The following is a 24,906-nucleotide window of genomic DNA, read 5'->3' on the forward strand; positions in this document are numbered from 1 at the left end:
TTTTCCGAAAACATATCAAAACCCATTACCGTCATCGGAAATCACTATGCATAGCTGAATAAAATATTCATATACGAATCCCTTTATCTTTCCTCGCGGAAATAATTCAGTCCGCAGCTCTTTGGCTGTGCATGCTCCTTACTTCTGCGCATACTTGTGATCACAAGAACAAGTATCGTAGCAATGTACGGGAACATATCATAAATCTGAGCCGGAAGTCCGGGAATATTAATATACATACGCATGATCGTAAGACCGCCGAATACAAGCGCCACAAGCATTCCTCTTGCAGGACTCCATGTTGCAAAAATAACAAGCGCTACCGCAAGCCATCCATACCCGCTGACACAGTTATGCACCCATACGCCTGATGTTGTAACCATGCTCATATACATACCACCGATTCCGCAGATCCCTCCGCCGATCACAGTCGCCATATATTTATATACCGTCGTATTGATACCCGCCGCATCCGCAGTTGCCGGATCTTCCCCGACAGCACGAAGATTCAGTCCCACTCTTGTACGATTAAAAAACCATGTCATAAAAAGCGCTGCCGCGATTGCAAAATAAACGACCCAGTTATACCGGAATAAAAGAGGACCAAGCACCGGGATATCTGACAAAACCGGGATATCAATCCCTGAAAATGCTTTCTTCGTCACTTCAGATACCGCCACATAACCGCCGGCCTTCTGTCCGATATACTCTCCGAAAAAATTTCCGAAACCGGTTCCGAAAATTGTTAATGTCAGACCTGTTACATTTTGATTTGCCCGGAGCGTAATCGTCAAAAAACTGTAGATCAGTGCCCCAAGAGAACCCGCCGCAAAAGAAGTAAGAAGAGCTATGACAGAAGAAACCGCTCCGTTCGGGTTCCCGCCCGAACCGATCACTGCCTGTTCATAATAATACGAACCTGCCAGTCCCGTGATCGCCCCCATGAACATCATTCCCTCTACACCAAGATTTAAGTTTCCTGATTTTTCTGTCAGTATTTCACCGAGCGCTCCTAAAAGAAGCGGCGTTCCGGCCAATACTGCCGCAATAAATAATCCATTCAACGTATTAAGCATGATGTTCCTCCTTTCCTCTTCCGATCAACTTATATGTGATAAAAAACTCACATCCGAGCATAAAGAACAAAATAATACCAATCAACAGATCGGCCGCAGATGCCGGAATTTTAAACTGTGTCTGAATTGCGTTCGCCCCTCGCTCAAGCATCGCGATAAATACTGATACAACCAACATTCCCGCCGGATTCATTTTTGCGAGCCATGCAACTGTAATGGCCGTAAATCCGACGCCGCCTGCAGTTCCTTCCGTAATCGTAAAGTCCGATCCCGCAAACTGAAGCATTCCGACAAGTCCGCAAAGCGCTCCGGATAAAAACATCGTTCTGCGGAATACCCGTCCCACATTGATTCCCGCATATCTGGCAGTATTATTGCTTTCACCTACAACAGCAATTTCATAGCCTTGTTTCGTCTTATTAAAATAAATATAAGATACGACAACGAGAATAAGCGCTAAGATCCATCCCCAGTGCACTCCGAATACTTTTGTCAAACGCGCTCCCGGAACAAGCATCGCTATTTTCGGATAGCTGCTTCCCGGAGCTTTCCACGGGCCGTTCATAAGATATTTGATAAATGCCAGAGCAATATAATTTAACATCAGTGTAAACAACGTCTCATTTGTTCCCCACTTCGCCTTGCAGACAGCCGGGAGCAAACCGTACAAACCGCCCGCTACGATCGCCGCCAGCATCATAAGAATTACAAGTGGGATCTTCGGAAAAATATGAGCAGTAAAAAGACCAAACGCACCTGCCGCAACTGCACCTACCAAAATCTGTCCTTCCGCCCCTATATTCCAGAATTTCATTTTGAACGCAAAAGAAATTCCGATCGCCGTGATAAGAAGCGGAATTGCGATCTTAATCGTCTCATAAGAAACAGTCTTCGTTCCCCATGCTCCCTTTATCATGGAAATATATACCGAAAACGGATTATGTCCGAGCATCATGATCACGACAGCGCCCGTAGCCAAAGATAAAAGAAAAGCAGCCGCACGGATCATCCACGCTTTTTTCTGAGGAATCGCATCTCTTTTTACCATTCGGAACAAAGGCTCTTTCGCATGTGTCACATTGGAACTCATTCTGTCACCTCCTCTTTTTCTCCATCTTGTTCTGTACGGATCATCATTAATCCGATTTCTTCTTTTGTCACTTTTCTCGGATCGACAATACCGCTTACCTTTCCTCCGCACATAACCATGATGCGGTCCGAAAGCTGCATAAGCACATCAAGATCTTCTCCGATAAATACAACCGCAACTCCCTTTTTCTTCTGTTCGTTCAAAAGATCATAGATTCTGTAAGACGCATTGATATCAAGACCTCTTACCGGATATGCGACAATCAGAACCGACGGCTGACAGGCTATCTCTCTTCCTAAAAGAACTTTCTGCACATTACCTCCCGAAAGTCTTCCTACCGGAGTTTCCACGCCCGGAGTTACGATTTCTAATTCCTTAATCAGTTTTTCCGCAAGATCTCTCGGACTTTTCCGATCTACAAAAATACCTTTGTTCGACTTATAACTTCTAAGCATGACATTATCTGTCATATCCATTCCGGCAACAAGACCCATTCCAAGACGATCTTCCGGAACAAATGCCATTGAAATTCCTTTTTTGGCGATTTCATCCGGGCTTAATCCTAAAATACGTTCTTTTACCGCCCCTTTTTCTGATGATTCAGAATACAAAACAGATCCCCCGACAGAAGGATAAAGTCCCGCAATCGTCTCGCACAGTTCTTTTTGTCCGCTTCCTGCAATTCCGGCGATTCCCAGTATCTCTCCTGCATAAGCATCAAACGAAACATTATCAAGAGCCTTCACTCCGTCTCCGCTCAAACAGGTAAGATCGATCACCCGAAGACGTTTTCCGCCCCGTTTTACTTCCGGTCTTTCAATCTCAAGACTGATCGGCCGGCCGACCATCATTTCCGTAAGTTGATCCGGATCGGTTTCCGAAGTTTCCACAACTCCGATATATTCTCCCTTTCGCAAGATCGCAACACGATCTGATATCGCCATTACTTCATTTAATTTATGTGTAATGATGATGATCGATTTCCCGTGTTTTTTCATGTTTTTCAAAACAGCAAACAGCTTTTCCGTTTCCTGAGGAGTAAGAACCGCCGTAGGTTCGTCTAAAATCAAAATATCCGCGCCTTTGTACAGCACTTTTAATATTTCCACCGTTTGTTTTTCAGAAACCGACATATTGTAAACTTTCTTTGTCGGATCAAGATCAAAGCCATATTTTTGTGCTAATTCTGCTACTTTCCGATTGATCTCACGGCGTTTTAACACCGTTTTCCCTTCCAATCCCAACACGATATTTTCCGCTGCCGTCAACACATCCACAAGCTTAAAATGCTGATGGATCATTCCGATTCCGAGAGTAAAAGAATCCTTCGGGGAACGAATCGTTACCTCCTTCCCTTTTACATAAATCTCTCCGTAATCCGGAAAATAAATTCCTGACAACATGTTCATCAATGTTGTTTTTCCACTTCCGTTTTCACCGAGAAGCGCAAGGATCTCCCCTGTTTTCAGTTCAAGATCTACATTTTTATTGGCAACGACTTTACCGAATGTTTTCGTTACATGATGCATTTTTATTGCATACTGCGCTGCTTCTCCCAAATTTTTTTCCTCCTTCTTCTCTCCTGCCGTATCTTTCTCATTTCCTCATGAAATCCTCATAGAACAAAGCGGTATTCCGCTTAAAAAACATTTAATGTTATAAACAAAGCCGTCCGAAGACGGCTCTGTTTTCATTTTCCGAAGATATCTTCTTTCGGATTTATTTTTTAGAATTACTTTATACAATTACTGAACTACGTTACATCCCTCGATAATATACTGCCATGACGGTGCAGAAGCCTCTTCCTGTTCCGGGAAATGATCTCCCTCTGCAACTTCAATCTTCTCTCCGTCCGGACTTACTCCTTTAAGCGGACCGCCGAATACAAAAAGTTCTCCGTTTTTCAGCGCTTCCGCCGCTTTATCGATCGCCTCCTGCGTTCCCTCTGCTGCGATCTTCTCATTCAATGGAGACAAATAAACGGCTCCGTCGGCATATCCTTTGCACCAGTCAGCCGGAATTTCTTTTCCGTCGATCACTGCCTGAACAGCTTCTGTCACATAAATTCCCCAGTCAATACGAGGAGAAACTAAAGACGCATTCGGTGCAGCGGCAATCATATCATTATTATATCCAACCTGCCATACTCCATTATCCTCAGCTGTCGTTGCCGGAGCTGTAGAATCCGAATGCTGGGAGATCACATCGCATCCGCGGTCGATAAGAGCTTTTGCAACCTGAGACTCGATTGTCGGATCATTCCATGAATTTGTATACATAATATCCATTGTTACATCAGGATTCACACTTTTTGCTCCAAGATAGAACGCTGTATATCCGCTGATAACCTCTGCAAACGGATGTGCCGCTACGTAGCCGAGTTTATTTGTTTCTGTCTTAAGTCCTGCCGCAATACCTGCCAGATAACGTCCCTCATAAATAGACGCAAAATAATTATGGAAGTTATCCAGTCCTGAATCCGATGCCTGGAATCCTGTCGCATGACAGAACTGGATGTCCGGATACTCTGCGGCTACTTCTTTCACATAGTCTTCAAACCCGAAGCTTGTTGCAAAGATAATGTTGCATCCTGCTTCTACGAGTTCTCTAAGAGCTGTATCACATTCTGCATCTTCCGGCACATTATATTTGTTGATGATCTGGTCATCGCTCAATCCCAGTTCTTTCTGCATTTCCTTTGTTCCCAGATCATGATTGTATGTATATCCCATATCGCTCGGATCGGAAATATGTACAAATCCTACCTTGATTTCATCTTTCGGAATTCCTTCCGACGCCTCTTTTTTGGAGTCTCCTCCTTTGTCTTTGCCTGCGTCTGCCGCCGGAGCTCCGCACCCTGCAACGAGAGTGACTGCCATAGCTGCACACAAGAATGCGCTGAGCATTTTCTTCTTCATTGTTTTTCCTCCTTTTATTCCGTTCTTTTTAAAAGAACGATGCTCGTTAAAAAAGCTACCCACTTTTCAGAAATCCGTTCTTCAAATGGATAGCTACATACCTATATTACTATTCAAATTGTCAGAAGTCAATCCCCAACACTTTATAATCCTGATCTTCCACTGCCTTTTTAAGTACTTCGTCAGCAACCTCTTCTGTCATTTCAACAACTGCCGTGCCGGTTTCATGACTGACTTCCGCCTGTTCCACTCCATCCAGCGCTTCAAGAACCTTTTTCACTCTCGCCTCGCAGTGTCCGCACATCATTCCTTCGATTTTCATTACTTTTTTCATTGTTTTATTCTCCTTTTCTTCTTCAGAATTTTTCTTGTTTTTTTGACTTCTTTTTCTATCTTTAGAACCATCATATAATTTAAACAAATTCAGCCTCAGGGCGTTGCTTACAACACATACGCTTGACAGACTCATTGCCGCTGCCCCGAACATCGGATTTAATTTCCACCCGAAGATAGGAATCCAGATTCCCGCTGCGAGCGGAATGCCGATCACATTATAAAAAAATGCCCAGAAAAGATTTTCATGAATATTGCGAAGCGCTGCCCGACTCATGCGCACAGCGGCAGGCACGTCGCTCAACCTGCTTTTCATAAGCACAATATCCGCCGCATCAATAGCGATATCCGTTCCTGCTCCGATGGCGATTCCGACATCCGCCCGCGTAAGAGCCGGCGCATCATTAATCCCGTCCCCAACCATCGCCACTTTTCCTTCTTCTTTTAATTTTTTGATCACATCCTCTTTTCCATCAGGTAAAACACCGGCAATCACTTCATCTACACCCGCCTGCTCTCCGATCGCTTTTGCCGTACGCTCATTATCGCCTGTGAGCATGACCACCTTGATCCCCATATTTTTCAATTCTCTGACCGCCTGCGGACTGTCTTCTTTTATAATGTCTGCAACGGCGATTATGCCGATCAGTTCCTCATTCCTTCCGAAAAATAACGGTGTTTTTCCTTCTGATGCAAAACTTTCCGCCTGCTTTCTTACCGCTTCCGAAATAACAGTTCTTCCTTCTGCAAATTTCAAGTTTCCGCCGAAAAATTTATCGCCGCCTATCTCTCCCGTCAAACCATTTCCGGAAACTGCCGTAAAGTTTTTCGCTTCTTCTTTCGTCTGGATTGCTTCTTCCTCTGCCTTTTTCAAAATTGCATGCGCTAACGGATGTTCACTTTTCTTTTCAAGAATGTATGCATACGTCAGAAGTTCCGACTCACTAAAAGCCGAACCGGGCAAAATATCTGTCACCGTCGGTCTTCCTTTTGTGATCGTTCCTGTTTTGTCCAGCACTACAACATCAATTTTCCCCGTTTCTTCAAGAGAAACTGCTGTTTTAAATAAAATTCCGTTCTTTGCTCCCACACCGTTTCCGACCATAATCGCAACCGGCGTCGCAAGACCGAGAGCACAAGGACAACTGATCACAAGAACCGAGATTCCCCGTGCAAGAGCAAAACCGATCGTTTCTCCGAATGCAAGCCATACAATAATCGTCAAAACAGCAACTGCCATAACAACCGGAACAAACACTCCCGACACTTTATCTGCCACTTTTGCGATCGGAGCTTTTGTCGCAGCCGCATCTCCCACCATATGGATAATCTGAGACAAAGTTGTGTCTTCTCCCACTCTGGTCGCCTTACATCTCAAAAAACCGGACTGGTTTATCGTCGCGCCCGATACACAATCTCCCTCTTTTTTATCAACCGGAATACTTTCGCCGGTAAGCGCTGATTCGTCAACCGCTCCGCTTCCTTCGACTACAATACCGTCAGTCGGAATGCTTTCCCCCGGACGAACGACAAACAGATCTCCCTTTTGCACTTGTTCGATCCCGATTTTTACTTCCTCGCCGCCGCGCACAACAGTCGCCGTCTTAGGCGCAAGACCCATCAGACCTTTCAGCGCATCTGTCGTCTTTCCTTTTGACCTTGCTTCCAGAAGTTTACCGACTGTGATCAATGTCAGGATCATCGCCGCAGATTCAAAATAAAACTCATGCATATATGTCATTACTTCTGCCGCATTCCCACGCATCTGCGCATCTGTCATCGCAAACAGAGCATAAATACTGTAGCCGTAAGACGCGCCTGCGCCAAGAGCAACCAGGGTATCCATATTCGGCGCTTTATGAAAAAGTCCTCTGACTCCACTGATAAAAAACTTCTGATTGATCACCATTACGGCTGTTGTCAGCAGAAGCTGTATGATCCCCATTGCCACGTGATTCTCGCTCACAATTTCCGGAACTTTCCATCCCCACATCATATGCCCCATTGACAGATACATTAACGGAATCAAAAAACAAAGAGAGGCGATCAATCGCTTTTTCATCTCAGGCGTTTCCTTATCTTTTAATTCTCCGCTCTTTTCCATCCTGCCTGCTTCCTGTCCTGTCCTGCTTTCTTTCTCCGCCGCCTTATATCCCGCCGCCTCTACAGCTTCAATAACTGTCTGTGCATCGACAGCCCCCTCTACTCCCATAGAATTAGTCAGCAGATTTACAGAACATGACGTAACTCCTTCAATCTTTGATACAGCTTTTTCTACACGTGCACTGCATGCCGCACAGCTCATACCTGTAACTTCATATTGTTTCAACCGGTTTCCTCCTTTCGATTCTCAAATCCTCGATTCCATTGCCTTTTCAGAATCTATTTCATAAGTTTTCTCAAAACTGTTACAAGTTCATCTATCGTCTCATCTTTTCCTTCCCTGATATCTTCCGAAACACAAGTACGGATATGTTCTGATAAAAGAACTTTATTAAAACTGTTCAATGCCGCGGTAATCGCCGAAACTTGTATAAGAATATCCGGACAATACGCATTATTCTCCACCATTCTGCGAATCCCCCTCACTTGCCCTTCTATTCTGTTTAAGCGGTTTATCATCAATTTTGTTTCTTCTTCTGTACGCTTTTTTATCCGATGTGTACATTCCGGACATTTCTTTTCTTTTTCCATAATTATCCTCCGAATATATTTTCCGGCTTTTGCCTTTTCTCCCTCTCACCATCATACTTTAAACCTAAAATACCCATATGGGGTATGTATAAGTGCATTATATACCCATATTAGGTATATTGCAACTGTTTTTTCATCGAGATATAAAATTTCAGATCTGCATAACAACTTTATCTGTTTATAAAAACATCCATAATGAAAGAGCAACTAACTTCTCATCGAAATTAATTGCCCTTTTATCAAACGTCATGCAAGATTTTAAGCACCATTCGAAGCTCTTCTGCCCCGAGCTGTCCCGGCGCCGACGCTTTTTTGACCGCTCCGAATGTAAGAGCAGAACCAAATGCTTCACCGCAAATACGACTGACTACTCCTACTTCCGACATAGACATTGTAACGACCGGACACTTTGCATGCTCCCTCACCATCTCTTCCGTTGCCAAAAGCAGCGTAAGCACATCTTTTTTAGATTGAGGCATTACCGCTATTTTCACAATATCCGCACCACACTCCTGCATAAAGCAAAGCCTCGATACAATTTCTTCTTTTGGCGGAGTTTTTTGAAAATCATGGTTAGATGCTATCACTTTTACTCCATACAAATGCGCCGTTTCTACGATTGTATTTACCTCATCTGTCCCGGTAAACGCTTCTGCATCCACAAGATCTGCAAAACCCGTTTTTACTGCCATCTCATTCAGCTTTACATATACACTCTTTTCAATCTCTTTCTCCCCGCCTTCTTTTAATGTGCGAAATGTGAAAAGGAGCGGAATGTCTCCAAGCGTCTCTCTTAATTCTTCCATCATCTTTTCTGTCTTTTTAAAATCCAGAACATCTTCATACCAATCTGCGCGCCATTCCACAAGATCCGCCGTTTCTTTCGCTTTACAAGCTGCGTCAATAATATCGTCTCTCGTAATTCCGACAACAGGCACGCAGATTTTCGGGATTCCTTTTCCTATCTCTACCTTTCTGACATTTACCGTATTCATATGCTCTTCTCTCTTTTAACTATATTTAAAAATCTTAACCGCTTATAAAATCTCCTGCCACTCCTTTTCTTTAAAACCAACGAGAACCTTCTCATTTTGCACGAGAATCGGTCTTTTTACAAGCATCCCGTCAGAAGCGAGCAGTTCAATCTGTTCATCCTCACTCATATTCGGAATCCTGTCTTTTAACTGCATTTCTTTGTAAAGTTTTCCACTCGTATTAAAAAAGCGCTTCAACGGAAGTCCGCTTTTCCTCCACCACGTTTTCAGTTCTTCCGCTGTTGGTTTCTCTTCTTTGATATCTCTTTGCTCAAATTCAATTTCTTTTTCTTCCAGCCATTTTTTTGCTTTCATGCATGTACTGCATTTCGGATAACATACAAATAACATTTTCTTTCTCCTTTCGTTTGCTACTCTGACCTTTTCCGGTCTTTCATTTTGCTTTGAAAAATCTACCGATTTTTTCTTTTATAATATTTTGAATACAGCCGAATCTATTTAACAGTGTATCTCATTTTTCCTGCAGATACAATTCTTATTTTTCTTATTTTTACTCACATAAATATTGCGCTTTTTTTCTATTGTGCTAGAATATAATTGACTATTTTTTAACATTCAACTTACTTGTTTATTTTGTATATTAAATTTAGGAGGAATCTTATAATGCAATGTTTCAGAAAAGTAACAGAAGACTTATATTGGGTCGGGGGAAACGATCGTCAGATTGAATTGTTTGAAAATATTTTCCCTCTTGCCAAAGGTGTCTCTTACAACTCATACCTTCTTTTGGATGAACAGACAGTTCTTTTTGATACAGCCGACTATGCGATCGGAAAACAATTTATAGAAAACGTTATGTCTGTACTGAACGGCCGCAATCTTGACTATATCGTTGTCAATCACATGGAACCGGATCACTGTTCTCTTATCGGAGAACTCCTTCTTCACTATCCCGACGTAAAGATTATCGGAAACGCAAAAACATTCCCGATGATCGAACAATTTTTCAGCTTTGACCTGACGGGGAAAACACTCACAGTCAAAGAAGGAGATACTTTCTGTTCCGGAAAACATACGTTTCGTTTTATTATGTCCCCAATGGTTCACTGGCCCGAAGCAATGATGACTTATGACGAAAAGGATAAAGTGCTCTTCTCTGCCGATGCTTTCGGCACATTTAATGCATTAAACGGAAATTTATTCAACGATGAACTTGATTTTAACAGAGAGTGGCTTGATGAAGCGCGCCGTTATTATACAAATATCGTCGGAAAATACGGCCCGCAAGTTCAAAATGTATTGAAAAAAGCCTCATCTCTTGACATTCAGATGATCTGTCCGCTCCACGGTCCTGTCTGGAGAAGTAATCTGAATTTTATTATAGAAAAATACAATCTTTGGAGCCGATATGAACCGGAAGAAAAGGGAGTTATGATCGCTTATGCTTCCATGTACGGAAATACCGAAAATATGGCAGAAATCCTTGCCGTTATGCTGGCAGAGGCAGGCGTAAAAAACATTCATATGCATAACATTTCCAAGACCCATGTATCCGAACTGATTTCCGACAGCTTCAAATACAGCCACATTGTACTTGCCTCCCCAACATATAATAACGGCATTTATCCTCTGATGGACAATTATTTGGAAGACATGAAAGCTCTTTCCCTGCAAAATCGTACGATTGCCGTGCTTGGAAATGGATCATGGGCTCCTCAGGCAACAAAACTGATTTCCGCAAAGATCAAAGAAATGAAAAACATGCGTCTTTTAGAAGCTTCCGTTACAATAAAATCTTCTCTCAAAGAAGCACAGCTTGAGGAATTAAATTCTCTCAGCAGACAAATCGCCGAAGAAGTGTTATAATAATATTTGATTAAATTTTAAACGTCACAAAGGAGGAGTTCTTATGAAGTTAGTAATCACCATGAGCCGTCGTTTCGGAACAGGCGCCAGCATTATTGCCACAGAACTTTCCAAACGTCTCGACATACCGGTATATGACAAGGCTTATATTGAGGAACAGTTAAACGATCGCATGTATGAGAGCGAAGCTGAAGCAATCAGGAAGCTCGCCGAGCATCCGTGCATCATTCTCGGCCGCTGTGCATCCGATATTTTAAAAGACAAGATGAACGTACTGAATATTTTCGTGTGTGCCGACAAAGAAGACCGTATTCGCAGAATTATGGAAAAAGAAAACCTCGACTACAACGGTGCAAAAGAGAGAGTCGAAACAACTGATGAAGAAAGAGCTTCTTATTATTATGAACATACAGGAAAAACATGGGGAGACGTCAATGATTACCATATGATACTTGACACATCCGAACTTGGGGTTGAAAATTGCGCAAACATCCTTATGCAATATTTTGAAAAATTAGAATATATTTAAACCGGAATGTTGTTTCTTGTATAAAACAGCTTCATTATAAAAACTCCGAACAGATTCTTTTAATCATAGATTCTGTTCGGAGTTTACTTTATCTGTTTTTATTCTGTTTTTATTTTAATAAAACAATTATTTTGTTTCATCAGAAGAAGGTTCTTCCGAAGAGGATTTTTCCGATGTGATGATCTTTACACCTGTTTCTTCAAAATCTACTTTCTTCCATACTTTCTTATCTACTTTGATATCTGTTTCTTTTCTCCATTTTTTCAGAAGAGAATCATACTGTTCCTGCTTACGCTCTTCGATAATGGAAGCTTTCTTCTGATCCGTTGCCTCGCGATCGAGAAGGCTTGTCAGCTTTGCCACATACACCCCTGCGTCAGACTCGATTGCACCTGTCACATCGCCTTCTGCCGCTAAAGCATTCGCCGCCTCGATCAGAGCTGCATCCGGAGATGTACTCTTTGCATCAAATGCGGTTTTTTGCACCTCTGTTCCGAGTTCTGCTGCAACTGCCGCAAAATCTTCCCCTGCTTTTGCGCGTTCTGCGATCGTTTCTGCAGTTGATTTTGCTTTTGCTTTTTCTTCATCTGTCAGTTCCGTTACCGATCCCGACTCATCTGTTGATGTGTAAGAAAAATATACGTATTCCATACTCTTTTGTGCCGCTTCTTCATCTGACACTTCCTCGTTTACGCCTTCACGCATTTTTTCACTCATCTTTGACTGGATCGTCATAAGCTCCAAATATTTTTCGATATCTTTTCTGTAACCGGAAACCGCCTCTTTTGACTCATCCTTGTTATCTTTATCAAACTGCTCCGCCGCTTTTTGAATCGCTTCTTTCTCATCTTCCGTTAGAACGACTTCGTATTCGCCTGAATGCTGTGAGATGAGGTACATGTTTTCCACTGCTTCCATCACGCTGTCTTTCACTGACTCTTCATACGTCTTGTCATCTCCCGCATCCTGCGTCCACAGTTCTTCTGCAGTTGTCCCCATCATCCCCGCATAATATGTCTCATACTGTCCCTGCATCATCCTTGCATAAAAATTCACAACTCCAAGCGGAACCTTTTCCTTTCCTACCGTTACAACAGTCGCTTCTGCATCAATCGCCCCGCTGCATCCTGTAACCGACGCCGCCGTCAACACTCCTGCCATTGCAAGAAGAGCGGCTTTTTTTCCAAATCGTACCATAACGATTCTCCTCTCCCGTGTTAAAATATCGTCTGTACCGTTCTTTATCACCACGGCACAACATGTTTTTAGTATACCGTGTTTTTATTTCTATCTCAAGTCCTAATTTAAAATCTTAAAGTCAGGTCCTAATTTAAAATCTTAAATTTAAGTCAGCTTTTTTAGGTCTTCCAAAATCCGTCTCACTGTATCCAGTACATTTTCTGTATTGCTTTTTTTGTTTCTGCCTTTTCTGCAATACAGAAAATACGGCGGTTCTTCTGCCCTGAATATCAGATCGTTTTTATAACTATCCAAAAATTTAGGAATACCGGATGGATCGATCTTTGCTTTTTCATACATTGTAAATCGAATTTCTTCACCTTTTTGCTCGATAGCAGTAACATACACCGAATGAGCCAGACTTTTTAAAGATGCTATCACAAGAAGCTGCTGCACTTTTTTCGGAATATCGCCAAAGCGGTCGATCAGTTCTTCCGTCATATCTTCTAACTCTTCCTCACTTTCAATCGCCGCGATCCGTTTATATATATCCAGCTTTTGATATTCATTTTTAATATAATATTCCGGAATATATGCATCTACATTTAGATCAATCAATGTTGTAAACGTTTCTGCTTCCGGCCCGCCTTTTAATTGTCTGACCGCTTCATTTAGCATTTTGCAATAAAGATCATACCCTACCGCTTCCATATGACCGCTCTGCGCTTCTCCTAAAAGATTACCTGCCCCGCGAATTTCAAGGTCTCGCATGGCGATTTTGATTCCGGATCCGAGATCTGTAAACTCACGGATCGCCGAGAGCCTCTTCTCTGCCACTTCTTTTAATAATTTGTCTCTCTGATACAGAAGAAATGCATATGCCATACGATTAGAACGACCGACACGTCCCCGAAGCTGATAAAGCTGAGATAATCCGAATCGGTCCGCATCCTGTATGATCATCGTATTCGCATTCGGAATATCCAATCCGGTCTCAATAATCGTCGTTGAAACAAGAACATCGATATCACCGTTGATAAAATCATACATGATATCTTCCAGCTCCCTCTCTTTCATCTGTCCATGCGCAAATGCAACATTCGCATCCGGAACAAGACTTTGTATACGTCCCGCAACATCGGCAATATCATTGACGCGATTATAAACATAATATACCTGTCCGTCTCTTGCCAACTCCCGCGTGATTGCCTCCCGAACCATTTCGTCATTATACTCCATTACATAAGTCTGAATGGGCATCCTTTCATTCGGAGCTTCTTCTAATACGCTCATATCCCGAATACCGATCAGACTCATATGAAGCGTCCGGGGAATCGGTGTTGCCGTCAATGTCAGAACATCAATATTTTCCTTTAATTTTTTTATTTTTTCTTTATGGGTCACGCCAAACCGTTGTTCTTCGTCTATTATCAGCAATCCAAGATCTTTAAACACTACATCCTTTGACAAAACTCTGTGCGTTCCGACAAGAATATCCACAAACCCTTTCTTCGTGTCCTCTATTGTCTTTTTCTGTTCTGCCGCCGACCGAAACCGACAGAGCAGATCGATTCTTACAGGAAACTCTTTCAGTCGCTGTACAAATGTATTATAGTGCTGCTGAGCTAAAATCGTCGTCGGCACGAGACATACAACCTGTTTTCCTTCCTGAACCGCTTTAAATGCCGCCCGTATAGCAATTTCTGTCTTTCCGTATCCTACGTCTCCGCAGATAAGACGATCCATGATCTTCTTACTTTCCATATCATGCTTTGTATCTTCTATTGCCTGAAGCTGATCATCCGTTTCCTCGAACGGAAACATTTCCTCAAACTCTTTCTGCCAGACAGTATCCGGTCCATATACAAATCCTTCCGACTGTTGTCTGACCGCGTACAATTCTACAAGATCTTTCGCTACAATCTGAACAGCTTTCTTTACTTGGCTTTTTGTTTTTCCCCACTGGATCGTTCCGAGTTTATTCAACCGAGGTTTCTTTGCATCCGCTCCTGCATATTTCTGGATCAGATCCATCTGTGCCACAGGTATATACAAGACTCCGCCTTCGGCATAGACGATCTTCATATAATCTTTTACGATCTTCTCTACTTCAATTTTTTCAATTCCTTTATATACGCCGATTCCATGATTTTCGTGAACAACGTAATCTCCGGGTTTCAGCTCGGCAAAATCCTGAATCCGCTGACCTTCATACTTTTTGCGTTTTTTCTTTTTCTTTTTTCTTCCGAAAATATCCGACTCCGAAATAACGACAAATTTAAGCATCGGATACTCATACCCTTCTGACGCATAGCCGTACGCTGCCATGATCTCGCCCGGTTTTACTTCCCTCTGCATATCTTCACTGTAAAAACTGCTCAAATCATAGTCTCTTAAATCTTCCGCCAGACGTTTTGCTCTCGTTCTCGAACCCGATAAAAGGACAACTCTGTACCCGTTTCGTTTTAACCGCTTTAAATCACGTGTCAAAAGCTCAAAACTGTTATTATAAGGATTTACCCCTTTTGCCTGCACCGTATAAACCGATCTTACTTTAAATAAACCGCATTTTGATTCGAGCGTTGTCAAACCGATCCCGCTGTAACGATTCATCTCACTGATGATATCTTTTGTCTGAAAGACTCTCAACTCTTCTTCGCCTTCTTCTTTCATACCTGCATCAGCCCGGTTTTTCAAACTTTCCGTATATTCCGCCTCTACTGTTTCCGCCGTCTCCTGCAGTCTGTGCGGTTCATCATAAAATAATAGTGTTTCATTTTCCGGAAAATATTTCAAAAAGGATACCAAACCATTGTTTCCAAAACAATTTTCCGAAGCCGGATAAATTGTGATCTCCGAAATATTTTCTATCGACCTCTGGCTCTTAGCATCAAACATACGGATAGAATCGATCTCATCACCCCAAAGCTCAATCCGCACCGGCATCTCTTCCGCAAGAGGAAAAACATCGATAATTCCCCCTCTGACCGCAAACTGACCCGGCGCTTCTATTTGGCTTTCTCTCTCATATCCAAGAGCCGTCAGATCTTGTTCAAGTTTCGTAAGATCAACCGTATCTTCTCCTGTAATATGAATTCTGTTTTTTTGAATTTCATCCGGGGAAATGATCCCGTCCAAAAAAGCATCCATCGTCGTAATCACAGTGACCGGCTCTTCTTTTTTCTTTTCTGCAATCGCTCTTAACACTTCCATTCTTCGATTTGTAAGTGTCTTCCCTTTAATATCCGCATAATAAAAAAGCAAATCTCTTGCAGGATACAAATACGTCTCTTCTCCAAACAGTAAATACTCTTCGTATGCCTTCTTTGCCTTTTCCTCATTTGAAAAAACAACAAGTTTATACCCGCATCCCGATCCGATTCCACTAAGCAAATGTATCTTCTGAGTATTTACACAACCCGAGATCTGTATCATTCCGTTTTCTTTTGTTCTGTTTTTCCGGATTTCTTCATAATCCGCCAGTTCCGCAAGGGGAGCAAGCAACGCTTTCATAATTTATTTTTCCTCTTTCTTTTTCCGGTTATATTCATTCATCGCCTCATTGATCTGACCTGAAACGATCAATTCCACGGCATGAACCGCATGGTCATACCCTTCATCCATCAACTTCGCTTCCCCCTTTGAAAAATGTCCGAGCACATAATCCGCCAAATCGTATTTCGCCGGCTTCTCTCCGACTCCTACTTTAATACGGGGAAATACTTGGCTTCCAAGATGAGCAATAATATTTTTCATCCCGTTATGTCCTCCTGCGCTTCCTTTCGCTCTGATTCTAAGTTGTCCTACGTCTAAGCTGATATCGTCATAAATAACGATCAGTTCATGTTCTTCATCCACCTTATAATAATCAAGCAAACTGCGTACGCTTTCGCCACTTAAATTCATATAAGTCTGGGGCTTAGCCAAAATAACTTTCTGCCCCTGAATGATTCCCTTTCCGATCAGCGCTCTGTGTTTTTTTGCATCCACATCTATATTATATTTCTCTGAAATCCTGTCTATTACTTCAAATCCGACATTATGTCTCGTTCCTTCATATTGTTTTGTCGGATTTCCAAGTCCCGCGATAATAAACATATCTTCTACCTCCTATACAGCACAAATATTTTACAATATCTCTCTTCCTTTGTCACGCAGATAACATGCATATTTTTCCTTTTCCAAACATACACTTATAAAAAAAGCGGATCGCCGTAAAACGGCAGCCGGATAATCGGGAGGTAACTCTATGAGTTCCAGAACAAAAATCGTTGTTCTTCACATGAAAGAAATTATTTATACCGCCATTTTTGCGGCACTTGCGCTCCTTGTCATCGTCCTGCTTATTTTTATGTTCGGAACAGGCAAAAAAGACAGCGCCGTAAAAAACGAAAAACAGTACACGCCCGGAACATATACTTCCACTCTCACACTAAATAATACGAACCTGGAAGTAGAAGTTTCCGTAGACGCTTACAAGATCAATTCAATCCGTTTTTCCAATCTTGATGAAACAGTAACGACTATGTTCCCACTCATCCAGCCTGCCATCGAAGAAATTGCCGAACAAATCTATGAAACACAGTCACCTGATTCAATCACTCTGTCCGAAGATACGCCATATACGTCGCAACTTATATTGGACGCCGTTTCCGAAGCCGTCGAAAAAGCCGCAGTAAAATAACTGCGGCCTTTTCTCTTTGCTGCCTTATATTCATACAACAATACTTGACAAATATTATTCATACATTTGCTTTCACCGGTATTATCCTTCAACGATCAAATACGTTCCGTCCGGCAAAGCGAACACTTCCGAAGCTTCCTCAAGATCTTCTGCGGACATTCCGTCCACATCTACTCCCTCTTCTTCAAAGTATTCTCTCACCTCGTCAATAGAATCGACTACGACAGCCATACAGTCTGCAAGAAACGCTTCTGCTTCTTCCATGTTTTCTGCCACAGGCTCATCAAATAATTTTTTCTTGTTCTTTCAAAAATGTGTTCAGACACTCTTCACTGTACTCATTCATCTGTCTTTTTCCCCTTTACCTGATAATGTCAAGAATTTCATCTGCCGCTGCCACAATTCTGTATGCATCTGCCTTTTCCAGTTCTTCTCGTGATCGAAATCCCCATTCTACAAGAACCGTATCCATATCCGCCGCATTTCCCGTCGCAGCGTCGACCTCTGAATCTCCGATATACAATACCTCTTCCGAAGACACCCCTAATGACTCTGCCATCGCAAACAATGCCGAAGGATCCGGTTTTCTCGGTACACCTTCTCTCTGCCCCCACACAAGGTCAAACGTCTCTTTCCCGAATATTTCTTCCACAACATGAACTGCCTGACGATCCGGTTTGTTCGACAACACTCCTAATTTCATGTTTTGATCTTTCAGCTTTAAGAGCATCTCTCTTATCCCCGGATAAGGTTTTACATGATAGGTACAGTTCCTGTCAAAAATACGTCCATATGCCTCAAAGGCTTTCTCGAACAAAAGAAGCTTTGTATCTCCTGCCGCTTTCAATGATTGTTCAATCAGTACCTTTGCTCCGTTTCCGACAAATGTTCTGCACTGTTCCTCTGTGATCGCCGGAAGCGCTACTTCCTTTAATGTCTCATTCACCGAAAATGTCAAAGACTCCAACGTATCGGTCAACGTTCCGTCTAAGTCAAATATACATGCTTTGTACACCGTTTTTCATCCTCTCTTGTCTTTGGTCAGATTTATATTACCATCAGTCACTTTATCTGACAAGATACTTTTAAACAATCTGTTCTTTCTCCTGACGTATTGTTTTTTCGCACTCTTATTTTCCTAAAAGATACTTGCGCATTATTTTTAAAGCATTCTTCTCCAGACGGCTTACCTGAGCCTGCGAAATATTGATCTGCTCTGCAACTTCCATCTGCGTCTTTCCTTCAAAAAAACGAAGTGTGATAATATATCGCTCTCTTTCGTTCAGTCGTTCCATCGCGGCCTCTAAAGAAAGTTCCTCGATCCAGTTTTCTTCTTTATTCTTTTTATCACTCACCTGATCCATCACAAACAGAGCATCTTGTCCGTCGCTGTACACAGGCTCATGCAGACTCATCGGCATCTGAATCGCATCAAGCGCATAGACGATCTCTTCCTTGGCAATCCCAATCTCTTCTGCGATTTCCTGAACGGTCGGCTCTTTCATATGCCGCTTTATATAACCTTCTTTTGCATAAATTGCCTTATAAGCTGTATCGCGCAATGATCTGCTCACACGGATCGGACTGTTATCCCGCAAATATCGTCTGATCTCCCCTATGATCATAGGTACTGCATATGTGGAAAATTTCACCATGCGCCCCGGATCAAAATGATCTACTGCTTTCATCAGTCCGACACATCCTATCTGGAACAGATCATCCGCATTTTCACTGCTGTTTTCAAAACGTTTGATCACACTTAGAACAAGCCGCAGATTCCCTTTAATATACTTTTCCCGGGCTTCTTCATCCCCTGCTTTTATCCGCTCAAAAAGTTCTTCTTTTTCCTCTTCTTTAAGAAGCGGAAGCTTCGCTGTATTTACCCCGCAAAGTTCTACCTTATTTACTGTCATCACAACAATCCTCCCAAGTAGTTTCTACTTAGAAGAATTCTCATTCAATAAGAAAGATATTCCGATTCCCGCAAATTTTTATAAACTTTTAGTCCTTGACAAAATCATCTTTTTTTGTATTTCCCGTCACGCAGACCATTTAGTCTTCCCATTTATCGGAAAGATTATTGATCTGTGTTTCAAATTTTGCCTTATCTTTATTAGAAAGTCCTTCATTTTTGTAAATAATATCAAGCAGACGTCTGCCTGCTGCCACAAGCCGTTCAAAAGCAGAGTCTGATTTCCGCCGTGCCGCTTTCTTTGCTTTGACCGGAACGCGCACTCCTTCGTTCACGATCTCATTCTTCAAAAGGTCCGCTTCACAGCAAGGGTAAGGCGCCCATGCAGAATACCCGAACTTTTCCTCTACCGTATGTGCAAACTCTTCTGTCACCGTATCTTCTCCATGTACGACAAACACTCTCTCAATCGGACTGACAAACGCCCCAATCCATGAAAGCAGCCCGTTCATATCCGCATGACCGCTTACCCCGTGTAAGCTTTCGATATGCGCATGAACTTCAATCGGCTCTCCAAACAGTTTTACATTCTTTTCTCCTTCAATCAGACTTCGTCCGAGAGTTCCGTTTGCCTGATATCCCACAAACAGGATCGTACATTCCGGACGCCAAAGATTATGCTTCAAATGATGACGGATACGACCTGCATCGCACATTCCCGATGCGGATATAATCACTTTCGGTTTCTCGATAAAATTGATCATCTTGGAATCATCGCTCGTTGTCGATATGTGAAGCCCGGGAAATACAAGAGGATTTATTCCGGCATTGACAAGCTCCATTGCCTCTTTATCAAAACAATCCCGCATATTCATTGTAAATACTTTCGTCGCTTCGATCGCCAACGGACTATCCAGGTACACGTCAAAATCTTCGTATTCCGGAAGCAGATGCTTTTCTTTGATCTCACGGATAAAATAAAGCATCTCCTGTGTCCTTCCGACTGCAAAGGAAGGAATGACAACATTACCTCCTCTGTCAAATGTCTCCTTGATAATGCGGGTAAACTCTCCCAGATAATCCGGTTTCTCGGCAGTATGTATCCGGTTTCCGTAAGTAGACTCCACTACGATATAATCTGCCGAATCTGTGTAGCTTGGATCTTTTATGATCGGCTGATCTACATTTCCGATATCCCCCGAAAAGACGATCTTCTTCGTCACATCACCTTCTGTTGCCCAGACTTCGATACTGGCCGATCCAAGCAGATGTCCGACATCGGTAAAACGAATCTGTATCCCATCGCAGATCGTGATCCTTTCCCCATACCCGCACGGCACGAGCAGTTCAATCGCATCCAACGCATCCTGCATCACATACACGGGCTCAAATTCCGGTTTTCCTGCCCTTCTGCCTTTCCTGTTTCGCCATTCTGCCTCAAACTCCTGAATATGAGCGCTGTCACGAAGCATGATATTACATAGATCGGCAGTTGCAAATGTTGTGAAAATCTGACCTTTAAATCCGTTTTTTGCCAATTTCGGCAGCATTCCCGAATGATCGATATGTGCATGAGTCAAAAATACATAGTCAATCTCATTTTCCGGAATCGGAAGTCCCGGATTTTCATACAGATCCGGTCCTTGTTCCATTCCGCAGTCTATCAAGATATTTTTTCCTGCCGCTTGAAGAAAATGACAGCTTCCCGTAACTTCATGAGCTGCCCCGACAAATGTAAGCTTCATAAGTCCACCATCCCTTTTCACTTTTCTTCTATTGTAACATCATTTGCAAAAATATAAAGTAAATTTCTGAAAAAACTCCTTCAAAAGCATACTTTATTTGTAAACTTTAATAGTATATGAGACCTTCCTCTTTAATTATGATATCCTTTCCTTTTATTTCCACTACGGAAACAGCACAGTTTTTCGGCACTTTATATTTCCAAAAATCTTTTATCTGCATATTTCCTTTTATCCGGTTCAACAAAGCTGTCATGGCCGCTCCATGGGTTGAAATCAAAATATGACTGTCTTTCAAATCCTCCCGATCTGCAATTTCCGACAAAAAGCAGCCTGTTCTTTCATATAATTCACTGATCGACTCTGCTCCTTCAGAAGGAACATAGTTTTCCGTATCTGTAAAAAAGCGCTGAAACGCTTCGCTCCCCGGATCTGTGATTTCCCCACGGAACTTCATTCCTTCACACTTTCCGAAACAAATCTCCTCAATGCGTTTTTCTTCAACCAGAGGAATTTCTCTTTCCCCAAGTATGATCTGCGCCGTCTCTTTCGCCCGGATCAAAGGGCTTGTATAACAAAAATCGATGCGGACGTCCTTCATCCCTTCTGCAGTCGCTTCCGCAAGATACCTGCCCCTTTCATTCAACGGAATATCCGTACGTCCCTGAACTTTTCCCGCCTTATTCCAATCTGTTTCCCCATGACGAACAATATAAAGCAGCATTTCTTTTCTCTCCTTCTCTTTTTTCTTATCCGCTTTTTGTATATTGCAGATTTTTTATTATTTTTCACATTTTCCCACTATGATCAATAGATCTTTTTTCCGATCCCTTACCCTTTTCCGCCTTCTTTTATCAACTTTCTCTCTTGTCTTTTTTCACGGTCATGTCTATAATAACGATGTTGCATCATAACACTTACATAAAAGATTAAAAAATCAGGGCGTATGGCTCAACAAACATAAGAAAGGAACATCAATATGAATAAAATCACAAGTTTTACGATCGATCACATCCGCCTCATTCCCGGAATCTATGTATCAAGAAAAGACTCTGTCAACGGTCATATCATCACGACATTTGACATCCGAATGACAAGCCCGAATGATGAACCTGTCATGAATACTGCCGAAATCCACACAATCGAACATCTGGGCGCCACATTTCTCCGCAACCATGAAGTATATAAAGATCAGGTGATCTACTTTGGTCCTATGGGATGCAGAACCGGTTTCTATCTTCTTCTTGCAGATGATCTGACTTCTTCTGAGATCTTACCTCTTATGAAAGAAATGTTTTCTTTTATCGCGTCTTTTAAGGGAGAAGTCCCTGGAGCATCTGCCAAAGACTGCGGAAATTATCTTGATATGAATCTTCCGATGGCAAACTTCCTTGCCCGAAAATTTCTTGAAGAAGTATTGACGGATATTCGGGAAGAACAACTGAATTATCCGGTCTGATAAATATTAAATAAGCCGTTTTTTAACGGCTTATTTTTATATCTTTCATTTCTTTTTCAATATTTCCCGGCGAACATAGCAAAACACTGTCTCTTCCCCTTGTTCCGCAAGCATATGCAAAAGTTTTTCCAAAAGTTTCCTCGTATCTTTATGCATCATATCTCCCGCTTTTCCACTGTTATAATATATCAGTGGATCGCTGTCTTTGTATGCTGCTCCTTTATATACTTTACATGCCGCGATCCGATCCATAAACATCTCTACGACGTATCTGACCGGCATCTTCATTCCTACCAGTTTCCCTTCTCCGTGAGAATCATAATCAAGCCAGTATTCATAATGATGCTTATTTCTTCCTTTGTGATGAAGCCATGCAGAAGAATACCCTTTGTCTTCCCGTTCTGCATTATTCGGACTTCTTGTTCCCTGATAATACCTGCATCCGACTCGAAATTCCGTCCATCCATATTTAGACAAATCATGAAGAAGTCCCTGCCGATACAAACCTACGCGAAAACATTCCTGCATAACGAGAATTTTATGTTTTGTGATCGTTTGAAAATGTTTGATCGCTTTCATATTCTTTACTCCTGTCTGCATTTCTTTTCTTTTTCGGCATCAGACGTTACTATATCTGTTTTTTCTGTTTCCGAAACAGATTTCTTCTCCGCGGTCTTACCTTTGGAGTGAAAATTTGTATTCCGTAACTCTGTTTTATCTTCCTCGCAGCTTATAAGAACTGCAATACTCCGCTCTCTGATCTCGATACGTTTCTGATCTTCCAATTTTATACTCTTTGACAGAACGCCTCTGTCCGTATCCAACGCCAAATGCCAGCATTTTCCTTTTCCCGGAGATGGAAGCGCATAACTATGAGGAAGCCAGTGCATATTATAAGCGACAAAGCAATCACAGTCTCCAACGCCTGCTCCTGAATACATAACGCCCAACTGGCGGCTTGACACTTCGTTTTTTACCTGCCATGCATTTTCTCCGTGATAAGAGACATCCGGCATTCCACATGCCGTACGATCCATTCCTTTTAACGGTTCTTTCTGACACAAACACGGATGATTTTTCCGAAATGTAATCAACGCTTTTACGTAATCAAACAATCCTCTGTCAGACTTAAGCCTGCTCCAGTCAAGCCACCCCGTTGCATTATCCTGACAATAAACGTTATTATTTCCTTTCTGCGTATTGTAAAATTCATCTCCCGACAAAAGACACGGTGTTCCCTGCGCCAACAACAACAAAAGAAACGCATTTCTGATCTGACTTTTCCGCAGATTCACAACACTTCTTTTACGGCTCTGTCCCTCTGCGCCGCAATTCCAACTATAATTATAGTCAGGACCGTCTGTATTATTTTCTCCATTTTCTTCGTTATGTTTGCAGTCATATGATACAAGGTCTCTCAATGTAAAACCGGTCTGCGCTGTAATATAGTTACATTTTCCGTCCGAAGCGCTATTGTGACCAAGTGATGAGATCACATCATTAACCATATTCTCATCGCCTTTTAAAAAACGGCGCATCACATTTTGAAACCCGTCATCTTTGCGCATCAAACGAATACCTTTCAAAAAAGGATCTTTATTTAAAAGTTCCCATGAAACGATATAAGGATTGACCACAAACCCGTCCACATGATACTCCATCATGTAAAAGCGCAGACACTCCGCCGCTTCTTGCTCGGAAATTCCCGCAGCAAACGGCATTTCCAAAACAACCTCTATGTCTGCCTTGTGACATGCTTTTACCATATCTTTCAACTCGCGCACAGCACATCCGTCCGAAGAATATGCCTCCTTCGGCGCAAAATAAAACGCCGGACCATATCCCCAATAATTAATCTTTGTTTTTGCACACTCATCAAACTCATAAATCGGCATGCACTGGATCTGGTTCACCCCAAGTTCTTTCAGATAAGGAATCTTTTCGATCACCCCTTGATACGTTCCTCTATGCAGCACTTTTGAGGAACTGTGCTTTGTAAAGCCCCTCACATGGATACTGTATGAAACTACTTCATTCCATGGATGCCGAATCGGGCGATCTTCGCCCCAATCATAATCTGAAACTTGTATTTTCGCCCGTACGCCATGTTTATCATCGTTCTGCCGTTTTCCAAATACTTCCCTTCCTGCAATTTCTTTTGCGTATGGATCTGTACATACCTTTCCATCGATCAAAAAGTTATATTCGTATTTTTCAGGATCAATTTCTTCTACACTTAGGAAACGTACCTCTCCTATGCCTTCTTCCTCCGGCATGTCAAAGCAGACTTCCGGCTTTGTGTTTCCTTCTCTGTAAAGCAGAAGTTCACACGTTTTTCCCATCGGAACCTGCACAGAAAAATTCACTTTTCTTTCTTTTGCAGCCGCTCCGAACGGAAGCGGACTTCCTTCTGTTTTTCTCATATTCCG

General features: G+C 42.2%; 21 protein-coding genes and 1 pseudogene. 4 read left to right on the forward strand and 18 right to left on the reverse strand.

All coding sequences use genetic code 11. The annotated features are described in order from the left end of the window. Positions 1 to 83: 83 nt before the first annotated feature. The 8 genes from RUMTOR_RS06660 to RUMTOR_RS06695 form a co-directional block, all read right to left on the reverse strand. A complete protein-coding gene (locus RUMTOR_RS06660; protein WP_004846418.1) occupies positions 84 to 1,076 on the reverse strand; it encodes an ABC transporter permease in 993 nt (330 codons plus the stop codon). Beyond that, on the reverse strand, positions 1,069 to 2,166 hold the full coding sequence (locus tag RUMTOR_RS06665; protein WP_004846419.1) for an ABC transporter permease: 1,098 nt from the start codon (positions 2,164 to 2,166) through the stop codon (positions 1,069 to 1,071). Before RUMTOR_RS06665 ends, RUMTOR_RS06660 begins: the two co-directional genes overlap by 8 nt. After that, positions 2,163 to 3,695 (reverse strand): ABC transporter ATP-binding protein, encoded by a 1,533-nt coding sequence (locus RUMTOR_RS06670; RefSeq protein ID WP_004846420.1) that lies wholly within the window; start codon positions 3,693 to 3,695, stop codon positions 2,163 to 2,165. The genes RUMTOR_RS06665 and RUMTOR_RS06670 overlap by 4 nt, the downstream gene beginning before the upstream one ends. A gap of 216 nt (positions 3,696 to 3,911) precedes the next feature. Continuing rightward, on the reverse strand, positions 3,912 to 5,084 hold the full coding sequence (locus tag RUMTOR_RS06675) for a BMP family ABC transporter substrate-binding protein (protein ID WP_004846421.1): 1,173 nt from the start codon (positions 5,082 to 5,084) through the stop codon (positions 3,912 to 3,914). Between the two features lie 121 nt (positions 5,085 to 5,205). Further along, complete coding sequence (locus tag RUMTOR_RS06680) at positions 5,206 to 7,746, reverse strand: heavy metal translocating P-type ATPase (protein ID WP_009320456.1); 2,541 nt, start codon at positions 7,744 to 7,746, stop codon at positions 5,206 to 5,208. A gap of 53 nt (positions 7,747 to 7,799) precedes the next feature. Beyond that, a complete protein-coding gene (locus RUMTOR_RS06685; protein WP_009242563.1) occupies positions 7,800 to 8,111 on the reverse strand; it encodes a metal-sensing transcriptional repressor in 312 nt (103 codons plus the stop codon). Positions 8,112 to 8,350: 239 nt separating this feature from the next. Further along, complete coding sequence (aroD, locus tag RUMTOR_RS06690; protein ID WP_004846425.1) at positions 8,351 to 9,106, reverse strand: type I 3-dehydroquinate dehydratase; 756 nt, start codon at positions 9,104 to 9,106, stop codon at positions 8,351 to 8,353. 42 nt (positions 9,107 to 9,148) lie between these two features. Then, the gene (locus RUMTOR_RS06695; protein WP_009242562.1) at positions 9,149 to 9,496 is read right to left on the reverse strand and encodes an arsenate reductase family protein; all 348 of its coding nucleotides are present in this window, start codon (positions 9,494 to 9,496) and stop codon (positions 9,149 to 9,151) included. Positions 9,497 to 9,769: 273 nt separating this feature from the next. Here RUMTOR_RS06695 and RUMTOR_RS06700 point away from each other — a divergent pair, with 273 nt between their 5' ends. Continuing rightward, complete coding sequence (locus RUMTOR_RS06700) at positions 9,770 to 10,972, forward strand: FprA family A-type flavoprotein (RefSeq protein ID WP_004846427.1); 1,203 nt, start codon at positions 9,770 to 9,772, stop codon at positions 10,970 to 10,972. Positions 10,973 to 11,015: 43 nt separating this feature from the next. Beyond that, positions 11,016 to 11,501, forward strand: a complete 486-nt coding sequence (locus tag RUMTOR_RS06705; RefSeq protein ID WP_004846428.1) for a cytidylate kinase-like family protein — start codon at positions 11,016 to 11,018, stop codon at positions 11,499 to 11,501. Positions 11,502 to 11,627: 126 nt separating this feature from the next. Here the strand turns inward: RUMTOR_RS06705 and RUMTOR_RS06710 are convergent, their stop codons facing one another. From RUMTOR_RS06710 to pth, 3 genes are all read right to left on the reverse strand, one after another. Continuing rightward, entirely contained in the window at positions 11,628 to 12,698 is a 1,071-nt protein-coding gene (locus RUMTOR_RS06710) for a peptidylprolyl isomerase (protein ID WP_004846429.1), read from the reverse strand. Between the two features lie 147 nt (positions 12,699 to 12,845). Then, a complete protein-coding gene (mfd, locus tag RUMTOR_RS06715) occupies positions 12,846 to 16,193 on the reverse strand; it encodes a transcription-repair coupling factor (RefSeq protein ID WP_004846430.1) in 3,348 nt (1,115 codons plus the stop codon). A 3-nt stretch (positions 16,194 to 16,196) separates the two neighbouring features. After that, entirely contained in the window at positions 16,197 to 16,778 is a 582-nt protein-coding gene (gene pth / locus RUMTOR_RS06720) for an aminoacyl-tRNA hydrolase (RefSeq protein ID WP_004846431.1), read from the reverse strand. Between the two features lie 151 nt (positions 16,779 to 16,929). On the opposite strand from pth, the gene RUMTOR_RS06725 reads away from it, so the two are divergent. Next, a complete protein-coding gene (locus RUMTOR_RS06725) occupies positions 16,930 to 17,364 on the forward strand; it encodes an FMN-binding protein (RefSeq protein ID WP_004846432.1) in 435 nt (144 codons plus the stop codon). Between the two features lie 81 nt (positions 17,365 to 17,445). On the opposite strand, the pseudogene RUMTOR_RS06730 reads toward RUMTOR_RS06725, so the two are convergent. The 5 genes and pseudogenes from RUMTOR_RS06730 to RUMTOR_RS06750 all read right to left on the reverse strand — a co-directional run bounded on the left by RUMTOR_RS06730 (position 17,446) and on the right by RUMTOR_RS06750 (position 21,742). Continuing rightward, positions 17,446 to 17,710: pseudogene (locus RUMTOR_RS06730) on the reverse strand (glyoxalase). Between the two features lie 15 nt (positions 17,711 to 17,725). Beyond that, positions 17,726 to 18,379, reverse strand: coding sequence for an HAD family hydrolase (locus tag RUMTOR_RS06735; protein ID WP_009242558.1), 654 nt, complete (start codon positions 18,377 to 18,379; stop codon positions 17,726 to 17,728). A 115-nt stretch (positions 18,380 to 18,494) separates the two neighbouring features. Further along, positions 18,495 to 19,277 carry an RNA polymerase sporulation sigma factor SigG gene (sigG, locus tag RUMTOR_RS06740; RefSeq protein WP_004846435.1) on the reverse strand — a complete coding sequence of 261 codons (783 nt, stop codon included), beginning with the start codon at positions 19,275 to 19,277 and terminating at the stop codon, positions 18,495 to 18,497. A 139-nt stretch (positions 19,278 to 19,416) separates the two neighbouring features. Further along, the gene (locus tag RUMTOR_RS06745) at positions 19,417 to 21,021 is read right to left on the reverse strand and encodes an MBL fold metallo-hydrolase RNA specificity domain-containing protein (protein ID WP_004846436.1); all 1,605 of its coding nucleotides are present in this window, start codon (positions 21,019 to 21,021) and stop codon (positions 19,417 to 19,419) included. A gap of 106 nt (positions 21,022 to 21,127) precedes the next feature. After that, on the reverse strand, positions 21,128 to 21,742 hold the full coding sequence (locus tag RUMTOR_RS06750) for a histidine phosphatase family protein (protein WP_004846437.1): 615 nt from the start codon (positions 21,740 to 21,742) through the stop codon (positions 21,128 to 21,130). Positions 21,743 to 21,997: 255 nt separating this feature from the next. Between RUMTOR_RS06750 and RUMTOR_RS06755 the strand changes: the two genes are divergently transcribed. Next, entirely contained in the window at positions 21,998 to 22,477 is a 480-nt protein-coding gene (locus RUMTOR_RS06755; protein ID WP_004846438.1) for an S-ribosylhomocysteine lyase, read from the forward strand. 45 nt (positions 22,478 to 22,522) lie between these two features. On the opposite strand, the gene RUMTOR_RS06760 is transcribed toward RUMTOR_RS06755, so the two are convergent. Together RUMTOR_RS06760 and RUMTOR_RS06765 are read right to left on the reverse strand one after the other, a co-directional pair. Further along, positions 22,523 to 23,056 carry a DUF5662 family protein gene (locus RUMTOR_RS06760; RefSeq protein WP_009242556.1) on the reverse strand — a complete coding sequence of 178 codons (534 nt, stop codon included), beginning with the start codon at positions 23,054 to 23,056 and terminating at the stop codon, positions 22,523 to 22,525. A 5-nt stretch (positions 23,057 to 23,061) separates the two neighbouring features. Then, positions 23,062 to 24,900 carry an alpha-amylase family glycosyl hydrolase gene (locus tag RUMTOR_RS06765; RefSeq protein WP_004846440.1) on the reverse strand — a complete coding sequence of 613 codons (1,839 nt, stop codon included), beginning with the start codon at positions 24,898 to 24,900 and terminating at the stop codon, positions 23,062 to 23,064. Positions 24,901 to 24,906 lie beyond the last annotated feature (6 nt).

The organism is [Ruminococcus] torques ATCC 27756, from assembly GCF_000153925.1.
GTDB classification, from domain to species: Bacteria; Bacillota; Clostridia; order Lachnospirales; family Lachnospiraceae; genus Mediterraneibacter; species Mediterraneibacter torques.